Below are 21,131 nucleotides of genomic sequence, written 5' to 3' on the forward strand. Positions count from 1 at the left end.
TATCGTGGGATATTACAGCACGATCAGACCACACGACTATAACGGTGGATTACCCCCAAACGAATCGGAAAATCGATTCTGGAAAAACTCTAAACCCGTGGCCAGTTTTAGTTGACCACTACAAACAGAGCGTTCTGGCGACATCGCTGACACGGTCGCCCCGATGCAGCATTAACAGGGCGAGCAGTCTTCGGGCATGATTCTTGTCGCGTGTTTTATGGATGGTTTTCTGCATCCGACGTCGTTCGGTACGGGGTATTGGTGCTATGATCGGCATCGCTCAGTCCGGTTGGTGATTTGTGATTTTTGGCGATTGATCAGATCGCTCAACTCGGACTGAGTTCCCTCAAAGTGATCTACTATTTGGAACAGCTATTTAGGATAGGCGCTCGCATCGGCGGGATATTCATCGGTTGGAAATGAGGTTCTTGTGATTAATCGGGCAGACGAATTGCGCCGTCAGTTGGCGCAACGCATTATGGTGTTGGATGGTGGTATGGGAACCATGATCCAAAGTTATCGCTTGCAGGAAGAAGATTATCGTGGCGAACGTTTTGCCGACTGGCCGAGCGACGTGAAGGGTAATAACGATCTTCTGGTATTGACCAAACCGCAGGTGATTACGGAAATCCATGATGCCTACCTGAAATCGGGCGCCGATATCCTCGAAACCAATACCTTCAACGCCACGACGATTGCGATGGCCGATTATTCGATGGCGTCGCTGTCGGCGGAAATTAATACGACGGCGGCAAAACTGGCGCGGCTCTGCGCCGATAAGTGGACCGCGCTGACACCGGATAAACCGCGTTATGTCGCGGGCGTGTTGGGCCCGACCAACCGAACCGCGTCGATCTCCCCGGATGTGAACGATCCCGCCTTTCGCAATATCAGCTTTGATCAACTGGTCGAAGCCTACCGTGAATCAACGCGGGCGTTGATTCACGGTGGTGTTGATTTGATCATGATCGAAACCATCTTCGATACCCTGAACGCCAAGGCCGCGATATTTGCGGTGGAAAGTGAATTTGAAGCATTGGGGATCGAACTGCCGGTGATGATTTCCGGCACAATCACCGATGCGTCCGGGCGAACCTTATCCGGTCAGACGACCGAAGCCTTTTACAACTCGCTGCGTCATTGCCGTCCGCTCTCTCTTGGTCTGAACTGTGCGTTAGGGCCGGATGAGTTACGCCAATACGTTGCCGAACTGTCGCGTATCGCTGAATGCTACGTGACGGCACACCCGAACGCGGGCTTGCCAAACGCCTTTGGCGAGTACGATCTGGATGCGGCTGGGATGGCGCAGCATATCGGGGAATGGGCGCGCGCCGGTTTCCTGAATATTGTCGGCGGATGCTGCGGTTCCACCCCGGAACACATTGCGGCCATCGCCAGCGTTGTCGAGGGCGTGGCGCCAAGAAAATTACCGGAGATACCGGTTGCCTGCCGCCTTTCCGGTCTTGAACCACTGAATATTGATGCCAATACGTTGTTCGTTAACGTGGGCGAACGCACCAACGTGACCGGTTCGGCGCGATTCAAGCGACTGATTAAAGAAGAGAAATATAATGAAGCGCTGGATGTCGCCCGTCAGCAGGTAGAGAGCGGGGCGCAGATCATCGATATCAACATGGATGAAGGCATGCTGGATGCGGAGGCGGCGATGGTTCGTTTTCTGAATCTGATTGCTGGCGAGCCGGATATTGCGCGTGTGCCAATCATGATCGATTCCTCGAAATGGAACGTCGTCGAGCAGGGCCTGAAATGTATTCAGGGTAAGGGGATCGTCAACTCGATTTCCATGAAAGAGGGCGTCGAGGCGTTTATTCAGCACGCCAAACTGGTTCGGCGTTATGGCGCGGCCATGGTGGTGATGGCATTTGATGAGGTGGGACAGGCGGATACCCGGGCGCGGAAAATTGAAATTTGCCGTCGTGCTTATCAGATCCTGACTAAAAAGGTGGGATTCCCGCCGGAAGACATTATTTTCGATCCGAATATTTTCGCTGTGGCGACCGGGATTGAAGAACACAACAACTATGCTGTGGATTTTATTGAAGCCTGCGCGGATATCAAAACCCAGTTGCCGCATGCGATGATTTCCGGCGGGGTGTCTAACGTCTCGTTCTCTTTCCGGGGCAACGATCTGGTGCGTGAAGCTATCCACGCGGTCTTCCTCTATCACGCGATCCGCAATGGTATGGATATGGGGATCGTGAACGCCGGCCAGTTGGCGATCTATGACGATCTTCCGGTTGAACTGCGCGACGCGGTTGAAGATGTGATCCTCAACCGCCGTGATGATGCGACGGAGCGCATGCTTGATCTGGCGGAAAAATATCGCGGCAATAAAGCGGAAGACGAAAGCACCAAACCGCAGGCTGAATGGCGGGGCTGGGCGGTGAATAAACGTCTGGAATACTCGCTGGTCAAAGGCATTACCGAATTTATCGAACTGGACACGGAAGAAGCGCGTCAGCAGGCGGCGCGTCCCATTGAGGTCATTGAAGGGCCGCTGATGGATGGCATGAATGTGGTTGGCGATCTGTTCGGCGCCGGAAAAATGTTTTTGCCGCAGGTGGTGAAATCGGCGCGTGTCATGAAGCAGGCGGTGGCTTATCTCGAACCTTATATCGAAGCCAGTAAAGCCAAAGGCACCACCGCCGGGAAGATTCTGCTGGCGACGGTGAAAGGGGATGTGCACGATATCGGTAAGAACATTGTCGGTGTGGTATTGCAGTGTAATAACTACGAGATTATCGATCTTGGCGTAATGGTGCCGACGGATAAAATCCTGAAGACCGCGCGGCAAGAAAACGTGGATATCATCGGCTTATCCGGCCTGATCACGCCTTCGCTGGATGAAATGGTGAACGTGGCGAAGGAAATGCAGCGTCAGGGATTTCCGATGCCGCTGCTAATCGGCGGGGCGACGACTTCTAAAACGCACACCGCGGTGAAAATTGAGCAGAACTACAGCGGCCCGACGGTCTATGTGCAGAACGCGTCCCGCACGGTAGGGGTGGTGTCGGCGCTGTTGTCTGCGACCCAATACGCCGATTTCGTTGCCCGCACCCGCAAAGAGTATGAAACGGTGCGTATCCAGCACGCTCGTAAGAAACCCAGAACGCCGCCGGTTACGCTGGCTGCTGCTCGTGATAACGCCGCCGCGCTGGATTGGGAAAACTATACGCCACCGGTCGCGCACCGTTTAGGGGTACAAGCGGTCACGGCGAGTATCGACACGTTGCGTAATTATATCGACTGGACGCCTTTCTTCATGACCTGGTCGCTAGCGGGTAAATATCCACGTATTCTGCAAGATGAGGTGGTGGGTGAAGAGGCGAAGCGTTTGTTTACGGACGCCAACGCTATGCTGGACACGCTCTCTGCAAGCGGTTCGCTCAATCCCCGTGGCGTCGTCGGGTTGTTCCCCGCCAATCGGGTGGGGGATGATGTAGAGATCTATACGGATGAGCGACGTCATGCGGTGCTGCTGGTCAGCCATCATTTGCGTCAGCAAACAGAAAAAAAGGATTTCCCGAATTACTGTCTGTCCGATTTTGTGGCGCCGAAATCCTGCGGCAAACCGGACTATCTCGGCGCCTTCGCGGTGACGGGGGGGCTGGAAGAGGATACGCTGGCCGAACAGTGGGAAGCCCAACATGACGATTACAATAAGATTATGGTGAAAGCGCTGTCAGACCGGCTGGCGGAGGCGTTTGCCGAATATCTGCATGAGCGGGTGCGCAAAGTCTATTGGGGCTATGCGGCGCATGAAAACCTCAGTAACGACGAACTGATCCGCGAAAATTATCAGGGGATCCGCCCGGCCCCAGGCTATCCTGCTTGCCCCGATCATACTGAAAAAGCGCAGATCTGGCAGTTGCTGGATGTTGAGCGACATACCGGTATGAAACTCACCGAGTCCTATGCCATGTGGCCGGGCGCGTCGGTATCCGGCTGGTATTTCAGCCATCCTGATAGTAAATATTTTGCGGTCGCCCAAATTCAACGCGATCAGGTGGAAGACTATGCCCAACGTAAAGCGATGGGTATCAGTGAAATCGAGCGTTGGCTGGCGCCAAACCTTGGCTATGATGCGGACTGATCAACATGAATATGTCTTCTCCCGGAAAGTTAAAACGACTGTTTTCCATCGAGGATTTTTTTGATTTTGGTGAACGCTATGGGATTGATTTCCACTTCCCGGCTTTATCATCATGCCGCGATCAGGCGAAAGAAAAACGTATCGTTGTGCAGGGCGATGTGGAAGAGATGGCGCTGTCGTCGGGCATCTACCTGACCAATTCCAATGTGCGGGTGTTGCAACCTTATGAATCCACGTCGCTGCAGGGTTCTCCGCTTTATACGCTGGTGGTGCTGGAAGGTTGTGTCGCGCTGCGGCTGAACGGCGAAGCGTTTGTTGTTCGTTCCGGGATGGCTTTCAGTACCCGACTGGGGGAACATCTGGTGATGAACGCCAGTCATCTTGCCGATCACCATCTCAAGACGATATCGCTTGGCATCAATCCGGGCAACTTCCAGCCGGCCCCTCTGGTCACCTCATTGCTGCACGAGTGGCAGCGTGAAGGAACTCCGGCTTTCGTGTGGCAGGTTCCCGGCTATCTGCTGTCGGGATTACAGCATGCGCTGGAAAACACCGCACCGGGTTTGTCACGTCAATTTATGCTGGAAGGCGTGATGCTTCAGCTTCTGGGATATGGCTTGTCGTTCGGTCAACGCGGCAGGGAAAAGCGTTATCTGTCTTCACCAGGCGAACAAAACCGGTTGGAGAACGTGCGCCGATTATTAGAACGACAGCCTGAAAGCGCGTATACGCTGCATGAACTGGCGCAATTAGCGGCCATGAGCGCCAGTAGCCTGAGAACCAAATTTCGTCAGGCTTATGGGCATTCGGTTTTTGATTACCTGCGTGATTGCCGATTGGAACTGGCCCGCCGTTATCTGGCGCAAGGCTACAGCGTTCAGCAGGCTGCCTGGATGTCGGGCTATCAGCATGCGACCAATTTCTCCACCGCCTTTCGGCGACGTTACGGTATTGCCCCAAGCGATGCGCGTGCCACCACGTATTAGCGCGATTTATTCGCCCACCAACCTCCTTTCACCCGCTATTCTGATTTCATACTCGCGCTTTGCGGATAATCCGGCGTTTTGTGCAACGTTCCCGGTTTGTTATTGCTCATAGGTAAATTGTCACTGCGCATAGTTATTGTGATAACAAAAACGGTAATAATTCTTATTTACAATAAAAGGTCTGTGGAGAGAGTCATGCTCAGAAAAACGCGGCTGGCGTTGGTCGTCGGCTGTATCACCAGTGGTATTGCCATTCCAGTGGTTGCTCAGGATGCGGCAGCCTCCTCTCAGGAAGATACGCTGGTGGTCACGTCTCAAACCCAAAGCGGGGCCACTAAATTGGCAACGCCGGATATAGAAACGCCGCAGGCGGTTTCCATTGTCACGCGCGATCAGATTCAGCAGCAAGGGGCTATCAGTGTGCGACAGGCGGTAAGCTATACGCCCGGCGTGTTCAGCAATCAGATCGGCGCTTCCAACCGTTTTGACTATATGGTCTTGCGCGGTTTTTCTGATGGCAGTCTGGACAACGTCTATCTTGACGGCCTGAAAATGATGGGGGATACCAATTCCCACAGTTCCCTGGTGGTCGATCCCTGGTTTCTGGACGGTATCGAGGTGGTGAGAGGCCCTGCGTCGGTGCTGTATGGCCGGGCTTCTCCGGGCGGGATTGTCGCATTGAACTCCCGCCTGCCATCGTTTGAACGCAGCGGGCAGATCAAACTGTTTGCCGGTAATAACGCCCAGCGCGGGGCGGCCTTTGATGTCACCGGGCCATTGGATGATGACGATCGTCTGGCGTTTCGCCTCAGTGGTATGACGCGCTATGCGGATACCCAGTTCGGGCCGCTGAAAGAAGCGCGTTACGCCATTGCGCCGAGCCTGACATGGCGGATTTCTGATAATACCCGACTGGATCTGATGGCTTACCTGCATCGCGATCCGGAAGGCGGCAGCCATTCAGGTTTGCCGTATGAAGGTACGGTGGTTGCCCATAATGGTCGGAAAATCGCTAACACTTTTTATGAAGGCGAAGAGAATAACGAGAAGTATGATCGTAAGCAGAATATGGTGGGATACAACGTCGAGCACGGTTTTGATAACGGCTGGTCACTGCGCCAGAAGTTGCGTTATCTGCGTACTAAAGTTCATCTGGATCAGGTTTATGCCTACGGTTGGAGCACCGGCGACACCTTGAACCGCTATTATTCCGGGGCGCGTGAATCACTTTCTGCGATTACGCTGGATAACCAACTGGATGGCAGCTTTGATACCGGTTCGGTGAACCACCGTCTGCTGGTGGGGATTGACTATCAGCAACGTCATAATGATGTGGACTGGCCTTCAGGCGCCTATCCGGGAATTGATGCGTTTAACCCGGCTTATGGCGCATTGCCGACAGCGATGTATGCCTCAACGCTTGAGAAGCATAAGCTGCAACAAACGGGGATTTATGTTCAGGATCAGATGACCTGGGAGCGCTGGCGCCTGACGTTGGGCGGTCGTCATGATCAGGTGAAAGTGATCAATATCGATAAGCGCAACGGTTCACGCAGTGAACTGGATAAGGATAATTTTAGTTCCCGTGCGGCATTACTTTATCTGTTCGATAATGGCTTTGCGCCTTACGTCAGCTATTCCACGGCGTTCACGCCCACCAGTTTTGTCGGCGAGGACGGCAACGTGCTTGAACCGATGAAAGGCAAACAATGGGAAGCCGGGCTGAAATATCAGCCGGAAGGTTCGCAAAGCCAGTACAGCCTGTCGGTATTCCGTATTAATCAGAAGAATGTGGCGACCAAAAATCAGCCGAGCGACCCCTATCGTTCCGTGGGTGAAATCGAATCCGAAGGGGTGGAACTGGAGGCGGTGAGTCAGATTACTGACAACCTACGCTTGCAGGCCGCGTATACCTATACGGATATCCGCTATAAGAAAAGCAATGATGTGAGTGAACAAGGAAAACGCGCCGTTTATGCGCCGCGTAATCAAGCCAGCGCCTGGGCCAGCTATGATGTGAAAAGCGGCCCGCTGGATGGATTGACGCTCGGCGGCGGCGTGCGTTATGTCAACGGTATCACCTCCGATCGCGCCAATACGCACACCCTGCCTTCGTATACGCTGGTGGATATGGCGGTGGGTTACGATTTGTCAAAAATCGGCTTGCGAGGGTTGAGCGCGCAGTTGAATGTGAATAACCTGACGGACAAACGTTACATTGCGGCCTGTAACTCGTTGGAATTTTGCTACTTTGGCGCCGAACGCAGCATTGTCGGCAGCGTTTCCTATTCTTTCTGAATCATACATTTTGCAGCGATAAAACGAATCAGGCCGGGGTTATCCCGGCCTGATTCGTTACGCGCCCTATAAGTTCAGCGGCTTAATACAAACCAATTACCTTCCACCACAGCAAACCGGCGCTCATGAAAATGGCCTGATTGACGAGGCTGATAACGAAACCTGTTCGCCACCAGACGGCGGTGGGCACATAGCCGGCGCCAAACAGGATCGGGCCGCGGGCGTGGGTGTACTGCGTCAATGAGCAGTACAGGCTGCTGGTGAAGGCCAGCATGAATGCCATCGGCACGGCTGGGATATTCAGGTTAATCCCGACGCCGAGGAACACGGCAAAGAGCGCGGCAATTTGCGCGTTGCCGCTGGCGAAGAAGTAGTGAGTATAGAAGTAGGCGGCATTGAGCAGCAGCAACACCAGCACCCAACTGGTTCCCTGCATCATATGACCGATACTATTACCGATTAAGTCGCCAAACCAGGTGGTGAAGCCCAGCCTTTTCAACTGATTGGCCATCATCAGCAACGCGGCGAACCAGATCAGGGTATCCCACGCGCCTTTTTCGCTTTTTACATCTTCCCAATTGAGCACGCCGGTCAACAGCAAGAAGGACAGCCCGACAAAGGAGGCGGTTGTCGCATCCACGCCCAGCTTGTCGCCAAAAATCCACAGCACCAGCAGCAGGATAACCGTAAAGGCCATCAGCCACTCGCCGCGGCTCATGTTGCCCATCTTTTCCAGTTCGGAAACCGCCAGCTTCGGCGCATCAGGCGTGTGGCGAATTTCCGGTTTGGTCAGCCAGTACACGAACAGGGGGATAACACTCAGTGAGATCAGACACGGCACCAGAGCGGCAACGAACCAACTGCCCCAGGTGATGGTGACGCCCGCGTTCGCCGCCAGTTTTACCGCCAGCAAGTTACCGGTGTAGGCTGTCATGAACATGGCGGCGGTGACATCGTTGACGTTGCCGATACAGGTGATGAGGAATGTCCCGATTTTACTGCGTGAGGCATCATCCGGCTTTGAATCAAAGCTGCGCGATAGCGAATCTGCTATAGGATAGATAATGCCGCCGCAACGGGCGGTATTACTCGGCATTGCCGGAGAAAGCACCAAATCGGCAAAGGCGAGACCATAAGCCAGACCAAGCGTGCGCTTGCCTAACAGACGGATCATTTGTAACGCGATACGACGGCCTAGACCGGTTTTGATAAAGCCGCGCGCGATCATAAACGCAACGACGATCAGCCAGATCAGCGAACTGTTCAGATCGCTGAGCGCCGTCTGTATCGCGCCGGTGGCGGTGGTGTCGCCTGCCGCATAGGTCAGAGCGAACAGGGTAATACTGATAATGCCGATGGCCCCAATGGGGAGAACATTTGCAACAATGCAAATAATGGTGGCGACAAAAATAATGGTTGAATGCCAGGCGGGTTCACTTAATCCGGTGGGAGGCGAAAATTGCCAGAAAGCGCCGGCGATAGCCAAAATAATAATGAGTGCAAGCCAATTCAGGCCATACGATGTTTTGGTCTTCATCCATTTTCCTTACAGCTTATGAGGAGTCTGAAGCAGAATTTTTATAAATCCGACATAACAGGTTGTGAAAGAAAGCATAGCGTTTGCTGTGCGCTCAAAAAGAGTAAACACACATCTTATTGATTTGGATTAGATTTCCTAAATATTGTTATTTAATTAACTATCCGCACTGAAACCTGTCAGCGGATTTATCCCACACAGAGACAGCCTCAACGTCCTGGCAGGAAACATCTGGTAGTATAGTTGGTTATTGAATGTTCAAATTTACATTTACATTAGAGGTATTAACTTAGTGTTAACGCTGCTGCATTTACTGTCCGCAATTGCATTACTGGTCTGGGGGACGCACATTGTCCGTACCGGCATCATGAGGGTGTATGGCGCCAGCTTACGGCGGGTACTGAGCGAAAGCGTCGAGAAGAAACCTCTGGCTTTTATGGCGGGAATTGGCGTTACGGCGCTGGTGCAAAGCAGTAACGCCACCGCGTTGTTGACCACGTCTTTTGTGTCGCAGGGTTTAGTGGCGTTAGCGCCCGCGCTGGTTATTATTCTCGGCGCGGATGTCGGTACGGCGCTGATGGTCAGGATATTGACGTTCGACTTTTCCTGGCTTTCTCCGTTGCTAATCTTTCTGGGCGTGATTTTTTTCCTCAGCCGCAAGCAGACGCGGGTAGGACAACTTGGACGCGTCGCTATCGGCCTTGGGCTGATTCTGCTGGCGCTGGAAATGATCGTGGCGGCCGCGACGCCTATCACCCAGACCGCTGGCGTTAAAGTGCTCTTCTCCTCGCTGACCGGCGACATTATGCTGGATGCGCTTATCGGCGCATTATTCGCTATGGTGAGTTATTCCAGTCTGGCGGCGGTGCTGCTGACCGCAACGCTGACCGCCAGCGGCGTGATTTCTCTGGAAGTGGCGATGTGTCTGGTGATCGGCGCCAATCTGGGCAGCGGCGTGCTGATCATGATTAGCTCCACCGTGCAGAACGCGGCGGGGCGTCGAGTGGCGCTGGGCAGTGTGTTGTTCAAATTGATTGGTTGTCTGGTCGTATTGCCTTTCGTTGAGCCGCTTTCCCGGTGGTTGGCGAAATTGCCGCTTAGCCCGGAGGAACTGGTGATTTATTTCCACCTGTTCTACAACCTGATCCGCTGCCTGATATTGATTCCATGCGCGGAGGCGGTCGCTCGTTTGTCCTGCGTGATGATCGCCGACTCGCCGGAGGTGGATATCCAGATGAAGCCCCGGCATCTGGATACCAGCGCGCTGGATACGCCCGCTCTGGCGCTGACCAATGCCGCGCGTGAAACATTACGGATCGGTGATGTGCTTGAGCAGATGTTACGGCTGTATCGGGACGTGCTGCGGGGCGATCATATGCAACGGCGGGAGATCCGTCGGCTTGATGATGATGTGGACGTGCTCTATACCGCAATCAAACTCTATCTGGCGCAGATCCAAAAAGATGGTCTTGATGAACGGGATTCCCCGCGTTGGGCCGAAGTGATAGAAGTCGCGCTGAACCTCGAACAGGCGGGAGATATTATTGAGCGCATGGCGGATGATGTCGCCGATAATTCATCCAAGGTGCGCCGCGCTTTCTCGGCTCAGGGATTGGAGGAACTGAATCATCTGCACGAACAGTTGCTGGCAAACCTGCGACTTGGGCTATCGGTCTTTCTTTCCGCAGATATTACCAGCGCCAAGCGGCTGCGCCGCGCCAAACACCGCTTCCGTATTCTGAATCGTCGTTACGCGCATGCGCATGTCGATCGTTTACATCAGCAGAACGTGCAGAGTCTGGAAACCAGTTCGCTCCATTTGGGGTTGCTGGGGGATATGAATCGGTTGAATTCGCTGTTTTGCTCGGTGGCTTATAACGTGCTGATCGTCTCGCAGGATGAGGACGACGAGCGGGACGAATCGCCGTTGACGTTGTAATCCATGTGGGGAAGATTTCACCCCACATGGATTGAGGAGAATTGAGCGTGTGGTTTGGCTACTTGAACAGACTGCGATGCAATGTCTGCACGACGCGCTCGGCATCATTGCCCGGAACAAGGAAGCACAGGTTGTTGCTGCTGGCGCCGTAGCAAATCAGGCGGATATTGAACGGTTCCAGCACGCCAAAGACTTCTTTGCCGACACCGCAAGCCTGAGACAGTTTGTTGCCGATCAGGGCCACCAGCGACAGATTTTCTTCCACTTCCACCCGGCATAATGAGGAAAGTTCGGTCAGCAGAGCGCTGGACAGCAGGCTATCGCCGATCGACGTCGAGCCAGTGGTATCCAACGTCAAGGCCACGTTGACTTCTGAGGTGGTAATCAAATCCACAGAGATATTATGACGGGCGAGGATACTGAAGACTTCGGCCAGGAAACCGCGTGCGTGCAACATATTCAGGCTGTGCAGGGTAAGCAGCGTTTGTTTGCGACGCAGCGCCAACGCGCGGAATAACGGCGGGTTTTCCGTCTTATTGCATACCAGCGTACCGCCTGCGGCCGGATCTTTACTGGAGCCGACAAACACCGGAATATCGCTGCGCACGGCTGGCAGAAGCGTCGCCGGGTGCAGCACTTTCGCGCCGAATGTCGCCATTTCCGCGGCTTCTTCAAACATAATCTCGTCGATACGTTTTGCCGCCGGCACCACGCGCGGATCGGTGGTATAGATGCCCGGAACATCCGTCCAGATATCAATGCGGCGGGCGTTTAACGCTTCGCCCAGCAGCGCCGCGGTATAATCGCTGCCGCCGCGACCCAATGTCGTGGTTTTACCGCTGGCCTCGCTGCCGATAAAGCCCTGCGTAATGATTAACCCTTGCTCAAGACGCGGTTGCAACTGGCTGCGCGTTAATTCGCCCAGCACCTGACAATCGGGTTCGGCGCGGCCGAAGTGGTCATTAGTGCGCATGATTTTACGCACATCGAACCACTCCGCCGACACGTCGCGCTGGCGCAGAATTTCAACGAACAGCAGAGTGGACATCAGTTCGCCATGACTCACCAGTTCATCGGTGAGCGCGTTGGAGGTCGCCAGCGCCGCCGCTTCCGACAATGTGGAAATATTTTCCAGCATCCGATCGATTTCATCGCGGATGACGTCTGGGTTTTCCAGCCGATCGATAATCGCGTATTGGATCTGACGGATTCGGGTCAGATTCTGAGTGCGTTCTTCCAGATTCTGGCCTGCGGCCAGCGCAACCAGCAGGTTGGTAATGCCCGCGGAGGCAGACAGAACAACAACCCGTACCGCGGGGTTGGCAAGAACAACATCGGCGCTGTGATTCATGGCGTCAAAATCAGCCACGCTGGTGCCGCCAAATTTGGCAATAACCAAAGGCGTTGCGGGTGCGGAAACTTCAATAACAGACATGTCAAAAAACCTCGTGTCATGGGCGCGGTTGTTTTCAACCACACAGTCCATTAATCAGCCTTGGCACAAGGGAAGAGCGGTAAGCAGGGAGCAGACGTAGAAATAAAAAAACTACGATACACCCAGAAGCGCTCCACCTTGCTGAACGTCCTTAATCAGGACGAACCGGGTGACAACCCAGGGGATTCAGCCCCTGCGATCGATGGTGTGAATACCGCATTACACATCACCTCGGCGTCGCTCCCCCTGGGGTATCATCATTGGATTACGGCTCCTCCGATACCTTGCCTGGGCAACGCTCCTCTTCTGGCTTGCACATGGAATGCGCAAGTATGCTGTTAGAAATAACGGGTAATCATACCGCTGTCAATAAACAAAAGGATGTGATGACCATTTAGCAAGAAAAGGGATCTCAATCGCCATTTTACGGGATACAATCGGTTTAGTAACTTTTGAATTCATATTGAGAGAGAAAGTATTGTTATGCAAAACATCAATCCAAGCCAGACTGCCGTATGGCAGGCGTTACAGCAACATTTTGAATCGGTTAAAGACTTGAAAATCAGTGAGTTGTTCGCGCAGGATAGTAACCGTTTCGCGCGGTTTTCCGCAACCTTTGACGATCAGATGCTGGTGGATTACTCCAAAAACCGCCTCACAGAGGAAACGCTGGAAAAACTCCAGGCGCTGGCGCGGGAAACGGATTTGGTTGGAGCGATTAACGCGATGTTTTCCGGCGAAAAAATCAATCAGACGGAAGGGCGCGCCGTGCTGCATGTCGCGCTGCGTAACCGCAGCAACACGCCGATTCTGGTTGACGGCAAGGATGTGATGCCGGAAGTAAACGCCGTGCTGGAAAAGATGAAACTGTTCAGCGAGCGCGTTATCGGCGGGGACTGGAAAGGGTACACCGGCAAAGCGATCACCGATGTGGTGAATATTGGTATCGGCGGTTCCGACTTAGGCCCCTATATGGTGACGGAAGCGCTGAAACCGTATAAAAATCATTTGAATATGCATTTTGTCTCCAACGTGGACGGTACGCATATCGCAGAAACGCTGAAGCCTCTTGACCCCGAAACCACGCTGTTCCTGGTGGCGTCCAAAACCTTCACCACACAGGAAACCATGACTAACGCCCACAGTGCGCGTGACTGGTTCCTGAAAACCGCGCAGGACGATAAACATGTCGCCAAACACTTTGCAGCCTTGTCTACCAATGCGAATGCGGTGAGTGAATTCGGTATCGATACCGACAACATGTTCGAGTTCTGGGACTGGGTCGGCGGACGCTATTCTCTGTGGTCGGCGATTGGTCTGTCGATCATTCTTTCGCTGGGATTCGCCAACTTTGAGCAACTGTTGAGCGGCGCCCATGCCATGGACAAGCATTTCGCATCAACGCCAGCGGAACAAAACCTGCCGGTATTGCTGGCGTTGATCGGGATTTGGTACAACAATTTCTTCGGGGCTGAAACGGAAGCGATTCTGCCCTACGACCAGTATATGCACCGTTTTGCCGCCTATTTCCAACAGGGAAATATGGAATCCAACGGGAAATATGTCGATCGCAATGGCAATCCGGTGGACTATCAGACCGGCCCGATTATCTGGGGTGAACCGGGCACCAATGGTCAGCATGCGTTTTATCAGTTGATTCATCAGGGCACAAAACTGGTTCCGTGCGATTTCATCGCACCGGCGATGAGTCATAATCCACTGAGCGACCACCATAGCAAACTGCTGTCGAACTTCTTCGCGCAAACGGAAGCGCTGGCATTCGGTAAGCGCCGTGAAGTGGTTGACGCGGAATTCGCGGCGGCAGGTAAAACGGCGCAAGAGGTCGAGCATGTGGCGCCGTTCAAAGTCTTTGAAGGGAACCGACCGACCAACTCGATTCTGCTGCGCGAGATTACGCCTTACAGCCTGGGCGCACTGATCGCGCTGTATGAACACAAAATCTTTACCCAAGGCGCGATTCTGAACATTTTCACGTTCGATCAGTGGGGGGTGGAATTGGGTAAACAATTGGCTAACCGTATTTTACCGGAACTGGAAGAGGCGAAAGAAGTGACCAGTCATGACAGTTCAACCAATGGTCTGATTAACCGCTTCAAACAATGGCGCGCCTGAGTTAGAAAATCGCTAATTTTCAATATCATGGAGGGGAAAATGCAGATTCGCATGTTACCGGGTATTTTCGCAGTCATCCTGCTGGCTGGCTGTAGTGCAACCCATCAACTCAGCACCGCAGCACAGGCTGTTACATTTACGGATACCAAACCGGGTAATGAGTGCCAGTTATTGGGACAGGTCAGCGGTAGTCAGTCCAACTGGTTCTCCGGCAACGAGAGCGATGGCAGTTCAATGCGCGGCGCGGCGAATGATCTGCGTAACAAGGCCGCGGCGATGGGAGGAAATACCTTGTATAGCGTAACCAGCCCTAGCCAAACTTTCTGGTCGAGCTTCGCGCCGCTGGATAGCAAGATGGTTGGCGACGTGTACAAATGTCCCTAAGTTAAGCGCGAGGCATTTTCCCTGACGGGATTTGGTGCTTAATGAATAAACCGGCGAAAGTACCTCTAGTATTCGCCGGCTTTTTTATTCGCCTTCGTCCTGACTTTGCCTGAGTCTCAGATCCAATGGCGTTTTACTGGCTTCGCCGCCAATTTCGCGCGCCAGGCGCGGAACCAGATATCCAGACACTTTTTTCATCAACGCTTTGACCAGTGAACGCGCTTCGTCGTCACTAACCATAAAATGCGCCGCTCCCTGTACTTTATCCAGTACGTGGAGATAATAAGGCAGTATGCCGATGTCAAACAGCGCATTGCTCAGGTTTGCCAATGTATCCGCATTATCGTTCACGCCACGCAGCAGGACGCTTTGATTCAGCAGCGTGACGCCTGCGCGACGTAAACGCGCCATACTTTGTGTTAAATCAGGATCAATCTCCTGCGGATGGTTAATATGCGTGACCAGTAAAACCTGAAGTGATGTCTGTGATAAGCGCTGGCACAACGTATCGGTAATGCGTGCCGGGATCACCACGGGCAGGCGTGTGTGGATACGCAGCCGCTTCAGATGCGGTATCTTTTCCAGCGCGGTAATCAGCCAGGCAAGCTCCTGATCTTTCGCCATCAGCGGATCGCCGCCGGAAAAAATGATTTCATCCAGTTCGGGGTGCGCCTGGATATAGTCCAATGCCTGACGCCAATTGGTCTTGTTGCCCTGATTGTCCTGATAGGGAAAATGGCGGCGGAAGCAGTAGCGGCAATTGACCGCACAACCGCCTTTTACCAGTAGCAGCGCGCGATTGTGGTATTTATGCAGCAACCCCGGAACGACGCTGTGCTGCTCATCCAGCGGATCATGGCTGAAACCCGGCGTGGCGATAAATTCCGCGCGTGAAGTGAGCACCTGTTGTAAAAGCGGATCGCTCGCATTGCCTTTTTGCATGCGTGCGGCAAAAGCGCGGGGAACCCGCAACGGGAAAAGTCTGCGCGCGTCGTGGCCTTGCCGTAATCTGGCGTTGTCGCCCAACGCGAGAAGTTGCAGTAATTCTTCTGGATCGGTAATTACGTCCGCAAGTTGCTGCAACCAATCTTCTCTGGAGGGTATATTTAGGGTTACAATGTGTGCCATTTTTTGGCTTAGTACCAGTATCAAATGTAGAGGGCCTTTATGGCGACTTATTCTAGCAACGATTTCCGTTCCGGTCTTAAAATCATGTTCGAAGGCGAGCCTTATGCCGTCGAATCAAGTGAGTTCGTCAAACCGGGTAAAGGCCAGGCTTTCGCACGCGTGAAAATGCGTCGTCTGCTGACTGGCAAACTGATCGAAAAAACATTCAAATCCACGGATTCTGCTGAAGGTGCGGATGTTATCGATATGAACCTGACTTACCTGTACAACGATGGTGAGTTCTGGCATTTCATGAACAATGAAACGTTCGAGCAATTGGCTGCGGATGAGAAAGCGGTTGGCGACAATGCCAAATGGCTGCTCGATCAGGCGGAATGTATCGTGACATTGTGGAACGGTCAGCCGATTTCCGTAACGCCGCCGAACTTTGTTGAACTGGAAATCGTCGATACTGATCCAGGTCTGAAAGGCGATACCGCAGGTACTGGCGGTAAACCCGCGACGCTGAGCACCGGCGCGGTGGTAAAAGTGCCATTGTTTGTGCAGATCGGTGAAGTGATCAAAGTGGATACCCGCTCAGGCGAGTATGTCTCTCGCGTTAAATAATTGACGCTTGATGAAAAGCCGCCATTTTTCTGGCGGCTTTTTTTTATCTCTATATTCTTGTGTCCTACTCTGAAAAATTCCACGAAACAGGCAGGATTGACTACGCTTAGAAGGTAGTCTTTTTGCTGCCTTTAAGAAACCTATTATCATGAAGAAGGAATGACCTATGTTGAAGAAAAGTCTTGTCGCTATTTTTTCGCTGTTAATTCTCTCTGCCGTAGTCGGGTGTAACACTACCCGTGGTGTTGGACAGGATGTTGAAGCCGGTGGGGAAGCCATACAGCGTAGCGCGCAATAAAGAGATAAGTGGTATAGGTTTTAACGCGGAGAAGGCGCCATAATGGTGTTTTCTTCAGCCAACGACATAATGCGGCGGTGGATTAGTTGGAGAAAAACGATATCACCGCTCATTATCACTATATGCAGGTTGACGCTCAGTAATCCTCTTCCTGTACTCGAATTATTTAAGGTATATGACTTGTGCCTGGTACGGGCAGTTGCATTATTTTAGCGAACGAACCTGGTTAATTGCCGCGTTGATCAGTTAGGGAATGGCCCTATTTGAATATTTATTGCAGGTTCCGGCAAACCGTATTGGATATCAGGTCGCGTCCGCCGGGCAGTTAAATATATTGCAGGAAGTGGTTAGCCTTTCGGTATTTATTCTGTTCTCCATTCTTATTTTAAAAGAGCCTTCCCGTACTGATTATATCTGGGCCGGTTTGTGTTTATTGAGCGCGGTATTCTTTATGTTTCGGGATAAAATTACGGGTAACGGTTTATCCTGATTAATTCTCATTCCCTTTTATCTTGCAAGAAAGAAAATAAAACGGCCTGCACAGAGCAGGCCGTTAATTGCAAAACAAAACCGCTTACAGCGTGACAACACCAATGATGGTCACGACGCTCAGGATCGCTGCCAGACCGTAGAACACCCATTTCCCGGCGGGAATATGGATTTTCAGATCGTGCATGGCGTGGTGAAGACGGTGCAAACCACACCAGAGCGGCAGGATAATCATCAGCAGCAGAAAAACGCGGCCAATAAAGCTTTGGCTGAATGCGGCAATACGTTCATAAGTCAGCGCGTCCGGGAACAAGCCAAACGGTAGCAGGACACCAACCAGCAAGATGATGACGGGGGCGAAAAACGCACTCCACATACCACCAGCGCCGAACAAACCCCAGAAAGGGGGTTCATCGGAACGTTTTGGCGTTTGATTAATCACGTCATTCCTCCTCATCAGAACAGTAAGGCGATAGCCAGTACTGCTACCGTTACTACGATGGTCACTGCCCAGAGTCCTTTAATGATCGGCTCTGGTCCCATTTTTTCATCTTTTATCACGATGATGGATGCTTTCGGCGCCAGTTCAAACCAAGTTTTGGTGTGCAGCACCGCCGCCAGCAAAGCAATAATGTTGATTAGCAACACCAATGGGTTTTGCAGGAATCCCACAAAGTCAGCCCAACTTTCCGGGCCATCCTTCAAGGCGAATACGCCGCACATCAATACGATGCTGAACCAGACGGCAGGTAAGGCCGTACCTTCACGCAACATATAAAAACGGTAGAACCCCAGCTTTTTCCACCAGGTTGGCGACATGTCACGGACATACGCTTTACGTTTGGATGTCATTATTGCTCCTCCCTTATTGTGGTTTCAGCATGGCAATCATGAAGTCTTTGGCACTCTCAACCTTGCCTTGCTGGATTGCAGCGGCAGGGTCCACATGCTTCGGACAAACCTCTGAGCAGTACCCCACAAAGGTACAACTCCAGACCCCGTTGCTGCCGTTCAACTGCGGCATACGCACTTTTTTACCGTGATCGCGGTTATCCAGATTGTAACGGTGCGCCAGGGTGATCGCCGCCGGGCCAATGAATTCAGGATTCAGACCAAACTGCGGGCACGCTGCATAGCAGAGGCCGCAGTTAATACAGCCAGAAAACTGGTGATATTTGGCCATCTGCGCCGGGGTTTGTTTGTTCGGGCCATCAGCCGGTTTACGATCGTTGCCGATGATATAAGGCTTGATGGCTTCCAGACTTTCAATAAAGTGCGTCATGTCGACCACCAGGTCGCGCTCGATGGGGAAGTTACCCAGCGCCTCAACCTTCAGCCCGTCCTGATAATCACGCAGGAAGGTCTTACAGGCCAGCTTGGGTACGTTGTTCACCATCATGCCGCAGGAACCACAGATCGCCATACGGCAGGACCAGCGGTAGGAGAGATCCGCAGCCAGGTTATCCTTGATATAGCCCAGTGCGTCCAGCAGGGAAGTCTCTTTGTTGAACGGAACTTCAAACGTCTCAAAATGCGGCGCGTCGTCCTGTTCCGGGTTGTAGCGCATGACTTCCATTTTCAGGGTTTGCATCTCAGCCATTCGCCTGCTCCTTCTTGCTTTTATCCTGAGCATCGTCGCCTTCGGCGCCGTAAACGCGTTTGGCCGGCGGCAGTTTGGTGATTTTCACATCGGTGTAATCCAGACGTGGCGCACCTTCAGGGTTATAAAAAGCCAGCGTATGCTTCAGGAAGTTAACATCATCACGCTCGGTGCAGCCTTCATCCAGACGTTGGTGGGCGCCGCGGGATTCTTTACGGTTGATGGCGGAGTGCGCCATACATTCCGCCACGTCCAGACTATGACCCAGTTCGATGTTATAAAGCAGGTCAGTGTTGAAGACGCTGGAATGGTCGGTGATTTTCACCCGTTTGAAGCGCTCTTTCAGTTCGGCCAGTTTATCGACGGTTTTCTGCATCAGTTCCGTTGTACGATAAATACCACAGCCTTCTTCCATGGACAGACCCATTTCGTCACGGATTTTCGACCAGCTTTCCGTGCCTTCCTGTTTCATCAGAGCGTTCAGGCGCTGTTCGACATCACGGGTTTGCGCATCAAGCGCGCTGCCGTTCGCAGGGGTGGCGGACTGCGCGCGCTGTACCGCTTGCTCGCCGGCGACGCGTCCAAACACCACTAGTTCAGCCAGTGAGTTGGAACCGAGACGGTTTGCGCCATGCAGACCGACAGACGAACATTCACCGACGGCAAACAACCCTTTGATACGAGTTTCGCAGTTTTGATCGGTTTCAATACCACCCATGGTGTAGTGCGCGGTAGGACGGATTGGAATCGGTTCTTTAACCGGATCAACGCCAACATAGGCTTTCGCCAGTTCGCAGATGAACGGCAGACGTTCTTTGAGTTTCTTCTCACCGAGGTGGCGCAGGTCAAGATAGACCACGTCGCCCAGCGGGGTGGAAATGGTGCGCCCGGCGCGCCACTCATGCCAGAAGGCCTGAGAAACCTTATCGCGCGGGCCCAGTTCCATATATTTGTTTTTCGGCTCGCCCAGCGGCGTTTCCGGGCCCATGCCGTAATCTTGCAGATAACGGTAGCCGTCTTTGTTGACCATGATGCCGCCTTCGCCACGGCAGCCTTCGGTCATCAGAATGCCAGAGCCTGGCAGACCGGTCGGGTGATACTGCACGAACTCCATGTCGCGCAAGGGTACGCCGTGGCGGAATGCCATGCCCATACCGTCGCCGGTGACGATGCCGCCATTGGTATTGTAGCGATACACGCGTCCCGCTCCGCCGGTGGCGAGCACCACCCCATTGGCGCGGATCTGAACTAACGAGCCTTCCATCATATTGATGGCGACGACACCGCGTGCATGCCCGTCGTCAACCAGCACATCGAGAACGAAATGTTCATCGAAACGTTGGATCTGTGGATATTTGAGGGAGGTCTGGAACAAGGTATGCAGCATGTGGAAGCCGGTTTTATCGGCGGCAAACCAGGTACGTTCTATTTTCATTCCACCAAACCGGCGAACGTTGACAGAACCATCGGGTTTACGGCTCCATGGGCAGCCCCATTGTTCCAGTTGGATCATTTCTTCAGGACAGTGTTTGACGAAGTGCTCGACCACGTCTTGTTCACACAACCAGTCGCCACCAGAAACAGTGTCGTTGAAATGATAATCGAAGCTATCGTGATCCTGAGTGACCGCTGCTGATCCGCCTTCTGCCGCCACGGTATGGCTACGCATAGGGTAGACTTTTGAGATCAGCGCAATTTTCAGTTGGGGATTGGCTTCCGCGGCGGCAATCGCCGCCCGTAAGCCAGCGCCCCCGGCCCCGATAATGGCCAAATCGGCATTAAAGGTTTGCACTGCATTCCTCCAGTTAATTAAGTTAATTAAGTTAAAATAAAAATATAATATCTATTCGTTGCTATCTTTATATATCCACATATATCTGCGGAACGTTTTATGCTTGTAGCCCTATAAAAATTGATTCGCAAACATATTAAGAATAGACATAACACTATTTTTGGTATGGAAATAAGTATACCGAATGATTAGCGGATGAAATTTGATGTGATCCAGCATTTTGCTGTTTTTTCACAGCGTCCTGTAATAAAAGATAAAAACGTGACCGAACGGCTTATTTTTATAAAAATGCTGCTTTTATTTCTTTAATAACGCTTTTACTGGCGGTACGGAAAAATGTTTCACTGGATATCTCATCGTCATTTTTCACATTGCCGGAAGCACGGTTCCCT

At 52.6% G+C, this 21,131-nt stretch carries 16 protein-coding genes, 1 pseudogene and 1 riboswitch; of the genes and pseudogenes, 9 read left to right on the forward strand and 8 right to left on the reverse strand.

Annotated elements, in window-relative coordinates; all coding sequences use genetic code 11:
• Positions 1-124: 124 nt before the first annotated feature.
• Positions 125-277 (reverse strand): annotated as a pseudogene (locus tag DES54_RS14045) (IS630 family transposase); the annotation flags it as partial.
• A gap of 153 nt (positions 278-430) precedes the next feature.
• On the opposite strand from DES54_RS14045, the gene metH reads away from it, so the two are divergent.
• From metH to foxA, 3 genes are all read left to right on the forward strand, one after another.
• The gene (metH, locus tag DES54_RS14050; RefSeq protein WP_113868430.1) at positions 431-4,114 is read left to right on the forward strand and encodes a methionine synthase; all 3,684 of its coding nucleotides are present in this window, start codon (positions 431-433) and stop codon (positions 4,112-4,114) included.
• 5 nt (positions 4,115-4,119) lie between these two features.
• Entirely contained in the window at positions 4,120-5,100 is a 981-nt protein-coding gene (locus DES54_RS14055; RefSeq protein ID WP_113868432.1) for a helix-turn-helix transcriptional regulator, read from the forward strand.
• A 195-nt stretch (positions 5,101-5,295) separates the two neighbouring features.
• Positions 5,296-7,398 carry a ferrioxamine B receptor FoxA gene (gene foxA / locus DES54_RS14060; RefSeq protein ID WP_113868434.1) on the forward strand — a complete coding sequence of 701 codons (2,103 nt, stop codon included), beginning with the start codon at positions 5,296-5,298 and terminating at the stop codon, positions 7,396-7,398.
• Between the two features lie 82 nt (positions 7,399-7,480).
• Here the strand turns inward: foxA and DES54_RS14065 are convergent, their stop codons facing one another.
• Entirely contained in the window at positions 7,481-8,935 is a 1,455-nt protein-coding gene (locus tag DES54_RS14065) for a DASS family sodium-coupled anion symporter (protein ID WP_113868436.1), read from the reverse strand.
• Between the two features lie 292 nt (positions 8,936-9,227).
• Here DES54_RS14065 and DES54_RS14070 point away from each other — a divergent pair, with 292 nt between their 5' ends.
• Positions 9,228-10,874 carry a Na/Pi cotransporter family protein gene (locus DES54_RS14070; protein ID WP_113868438.1) on the forward strand — a complete coding sequence of 549 codons (1,647 nt, stop codon included), beginning with the start codon at positions 9,228-9,230 and terminating at the stop codon, positions 10,872-10,874.
• Between the two features lie 58 nt (positions 10,875-10,932).
• On the opposite strand, the gene lysC is transcribed toward DES54_RS14070, so the two are convergent.
• Positions 10,933-12,309: a lysine-sensitive aspartokinase 3 gene (lysC, locus tag DES54_RS14075; RefSeq protein ID WP_113868465.1), complete on the reverse strand. Its 1,377-nt coding sequence runs from the start codon at positions 12,307-12,309 to the stop codon at positions 10,933-10,935.
• Positions 12,310-12,427: 118 nt separating this feature from the next.
• Positions 12,428-12,623: riboswitch (Lysine riboswitch) on the reverse strand.
• A gap of 169 nt (positions 12,624-12,792) precedes the next feature.
• Here lysC and pgi point away from each other — a divergent pair.
• Entirely contained in the window at positions 12,793-14,442 is a 1,650-nt protein-coding gene (gene pgi / locus DES54_RS14080; protein ID WP_113868440.1) for a glucose-6-phosphate isomerase, read from the forward strand.
• Positions 14,443-14,481: 39 nt separating this feature from the next.
• Positions 14,482-14,826, forward strand: a complete 345-nt coding sequence (locus tag DES54_RS14085) for a DUF4156 domain-containing protein (RefSeq protein ID WP_113868442.1) — start codon at positions 14,482-14,484, stop codon at positions 14,824-14,826.
• An 84-nt stretch (positions 14,827-14,910) separates the two neighbouring features.
• On the opposite strand, the gene epmB is transcribed toward DES54_RS14085, so the two are convergent.
• The gene (gene epmB / locus DES54_RS14090) at positions 14,911-15,954 is read right to left on the reverse strand and encodes an EF-P beta-lysylation protein EpmB (protein WP_113868444.1); all 1,044 of its coding nucleotides are present in this window, start codon (positions 15,952-15,954) and stop codon (positions 14,911-14,913) included.
• Positions 15,955-15,993: 39 nt separating this feature from the next.
• On the opposite strand from epmB, the gene efp reads away from it, so the two are divergent.
• From efp to DES54_RS14105, 3 genes are all read left to right on the forward strand, one after another.
• Positions 15,994-16,560, forward strand: coding sequence for an elongation factor P (gene efp / locus DES54_RS14095; RefSeq protein ID WP_113868446.1), 567 nt, complete (start codon positions 15,994-15,996; stop codon positions 16,558-16,560).
• 166 nt (positions 16,561-16,726) lie between these two features.
• On the forward strand, positions 16,727-16,858 hold the full coding sequence (locus DES54_RS14100; RefSeq protein WP_113868448.1) for an entericidin A/B family lipoprotein: 132 nt from the start codon (positions 16,727-16,729) through the stop codon (positions 16,856-16,858).
• 253 nt (positions 16,859-17,111) lie between these two features.
• The gene (locus tag DES54_RS14105; RefSeq protein ID WP_345790640.1) at positions 17,112-17,348 is read left to right on the forward strand and encodes a DMT family protein; all 237 of its coding nucleotides are present in this window, start codon (positions 17,112-17,114) and stop codon (positions 17,346-17,348) included.
• Positions 17,349-17,432: 84 nt separating this feature from the next.
• Here DES54_RS14105 and frdD read toward each other — a convergent pair whose 3' ends face one another.
• From frdD to frdA, 4 genes are read right to left on the reverse strand one after another with little or no spacing between them, the layout of a single operon-like run.
• Positions 17,433-17,789: a fumarate reductase subunit FrdD gene (frdD, locus tag DES54_RS14110; protein ID WP_113868449.1), complete on the reverse strand. Its 357-nt coding sequence runs from the start codon at positions 17,787-17,789 to the stop codon at positions 17,433-17,435.
• Between the two features lie 14 nt (positions 17,790-17,803).
• Complete coding sequence (gene frdC / locus DES54_RS14115) at positions 17,804-18,199, reverse strand: fumarate reductase subunit FrdC (RefSeq protein WP_113868450.1); 396 nt, start codon at positions 18,197-18,199, stop codon at positions 17,804-17,806.
• Positions 18,200-18,212: 13 nt separating this feature from the next.
• A complete protein-coding gene (locus DES54_RS14120) occupies positions 18,213-18,947 on the reverse strand; it encodes a succinate dehydrogenase/fumarate reductase iron-sulfur subunit (protein WP_113868451.1) in 735 nt (244 codons plus the stop codon).
• Positions 18,940-20,739, reverse strand: a complete 1,800-nt coding sequence (frdA, locus tag DES54_RS14125; protein ID WP_113868452.1) for a fumarate reductase (quinol) flavoprotein subunit — start codon at positions 20,737-20,739, stop codon at positions 18,940-18,942. Before frdA ends, DES54_RS14120 begins: the two co-directional genes overlap by 8 nt.
• Between the last annotated feature and the right edge of the window lie 392 nt (positions 20,740-21,131).

Origin of the sequence: Brenneria salicis ATCC 15712 = DSM 30166, from assembly GCF_003315515.1 — a bacterium.
In the GTDB taxonomy this organism is placed as follows: domain Bacteria; phylum Pseudomonadota; class Gammaproteobacteria; order Enterobacterales; family Enterobacteriaceae; genus Brenneria; species Brenneria salicis.

Coding starts and splice junctions, on each gene's coding strand:
- DES54_RS14055 (WP_113868432.1), top strand. CDS start 4,120: ATGAATATGTCTTCTCCCGGAAAGTTAAAACGACTGTTTTCCATCGAG.
- foxA (WP_113868434.1), top strand. CDS start 5,296: ATGCTCAGAAAAACGCGGCTGGCGTTGGTCGTCGGCTGTATCACCAGT.
- DES54_RS14065 (WP_113868436.1), bottom strand. CDS start 8,935: ATGAAGACCAAAACATCGTATGGCCTGAATTGGCTTGCACTCATTATT.
- lysC (WP_113868465.1), bottom strand. CDS start 12,309: ATGTCTGTTATTGAAGTTTCCGCACCCGCAACGCCTTTGGTTATTGCC.
- pgi (WP_113868440.1), top strand. CDS start 12,793: ATGCAAAACATCAATCCAAGCCAGACTGCCGTATGGCAGGCGTTACAG.
- DES54_RS14085 (WP_113868442.1), top strand. CDS start 14,482: ATGCAGATTCGCATGTTACCGGGTATTTTCGCAGTCATCCTGCTGGCT.
- epmB (WP_113868444.1), bottom strand. CDS start 15,954: ATGGCACACATTGTAACCCTAAATATACCCTCCAGAGAAGATTGGTTG.
- efp (WP_113868446.1), top strand. CDS start 15,994: ATGGCGACTTATTCTAGCAACGATTTCCGTTCCGGTCTTAAAATCATG.
- DES54_RS14100 (WP_113868448.1), top strand. CDS start 16,727: ATGTTGAAGAAAAGTCTTGTCGCTATTTTTTCGCTGTTAATTCTCTCT.
- DES54_RS14105 (WP_345790640.1), top strand. CDS start 17,112: ATGGCCCTATTTGAATATTTATTGCAGGTTCCGGCAAACCGTATTGGA.
- frdC (WP_113868450.1), bottom strand. CDS start 18,199: ATGACATCCAAACGTAAAGCGTATGTCCGTGACATGTCGCCAACCTGG.
- DES54_RS14120 (WP_113868451.1), bottom strand. CDS start 18,947: ATGGCTGAGATGCAAACCCTGAAAATGGAAGTCATGCGCTACAACCCG.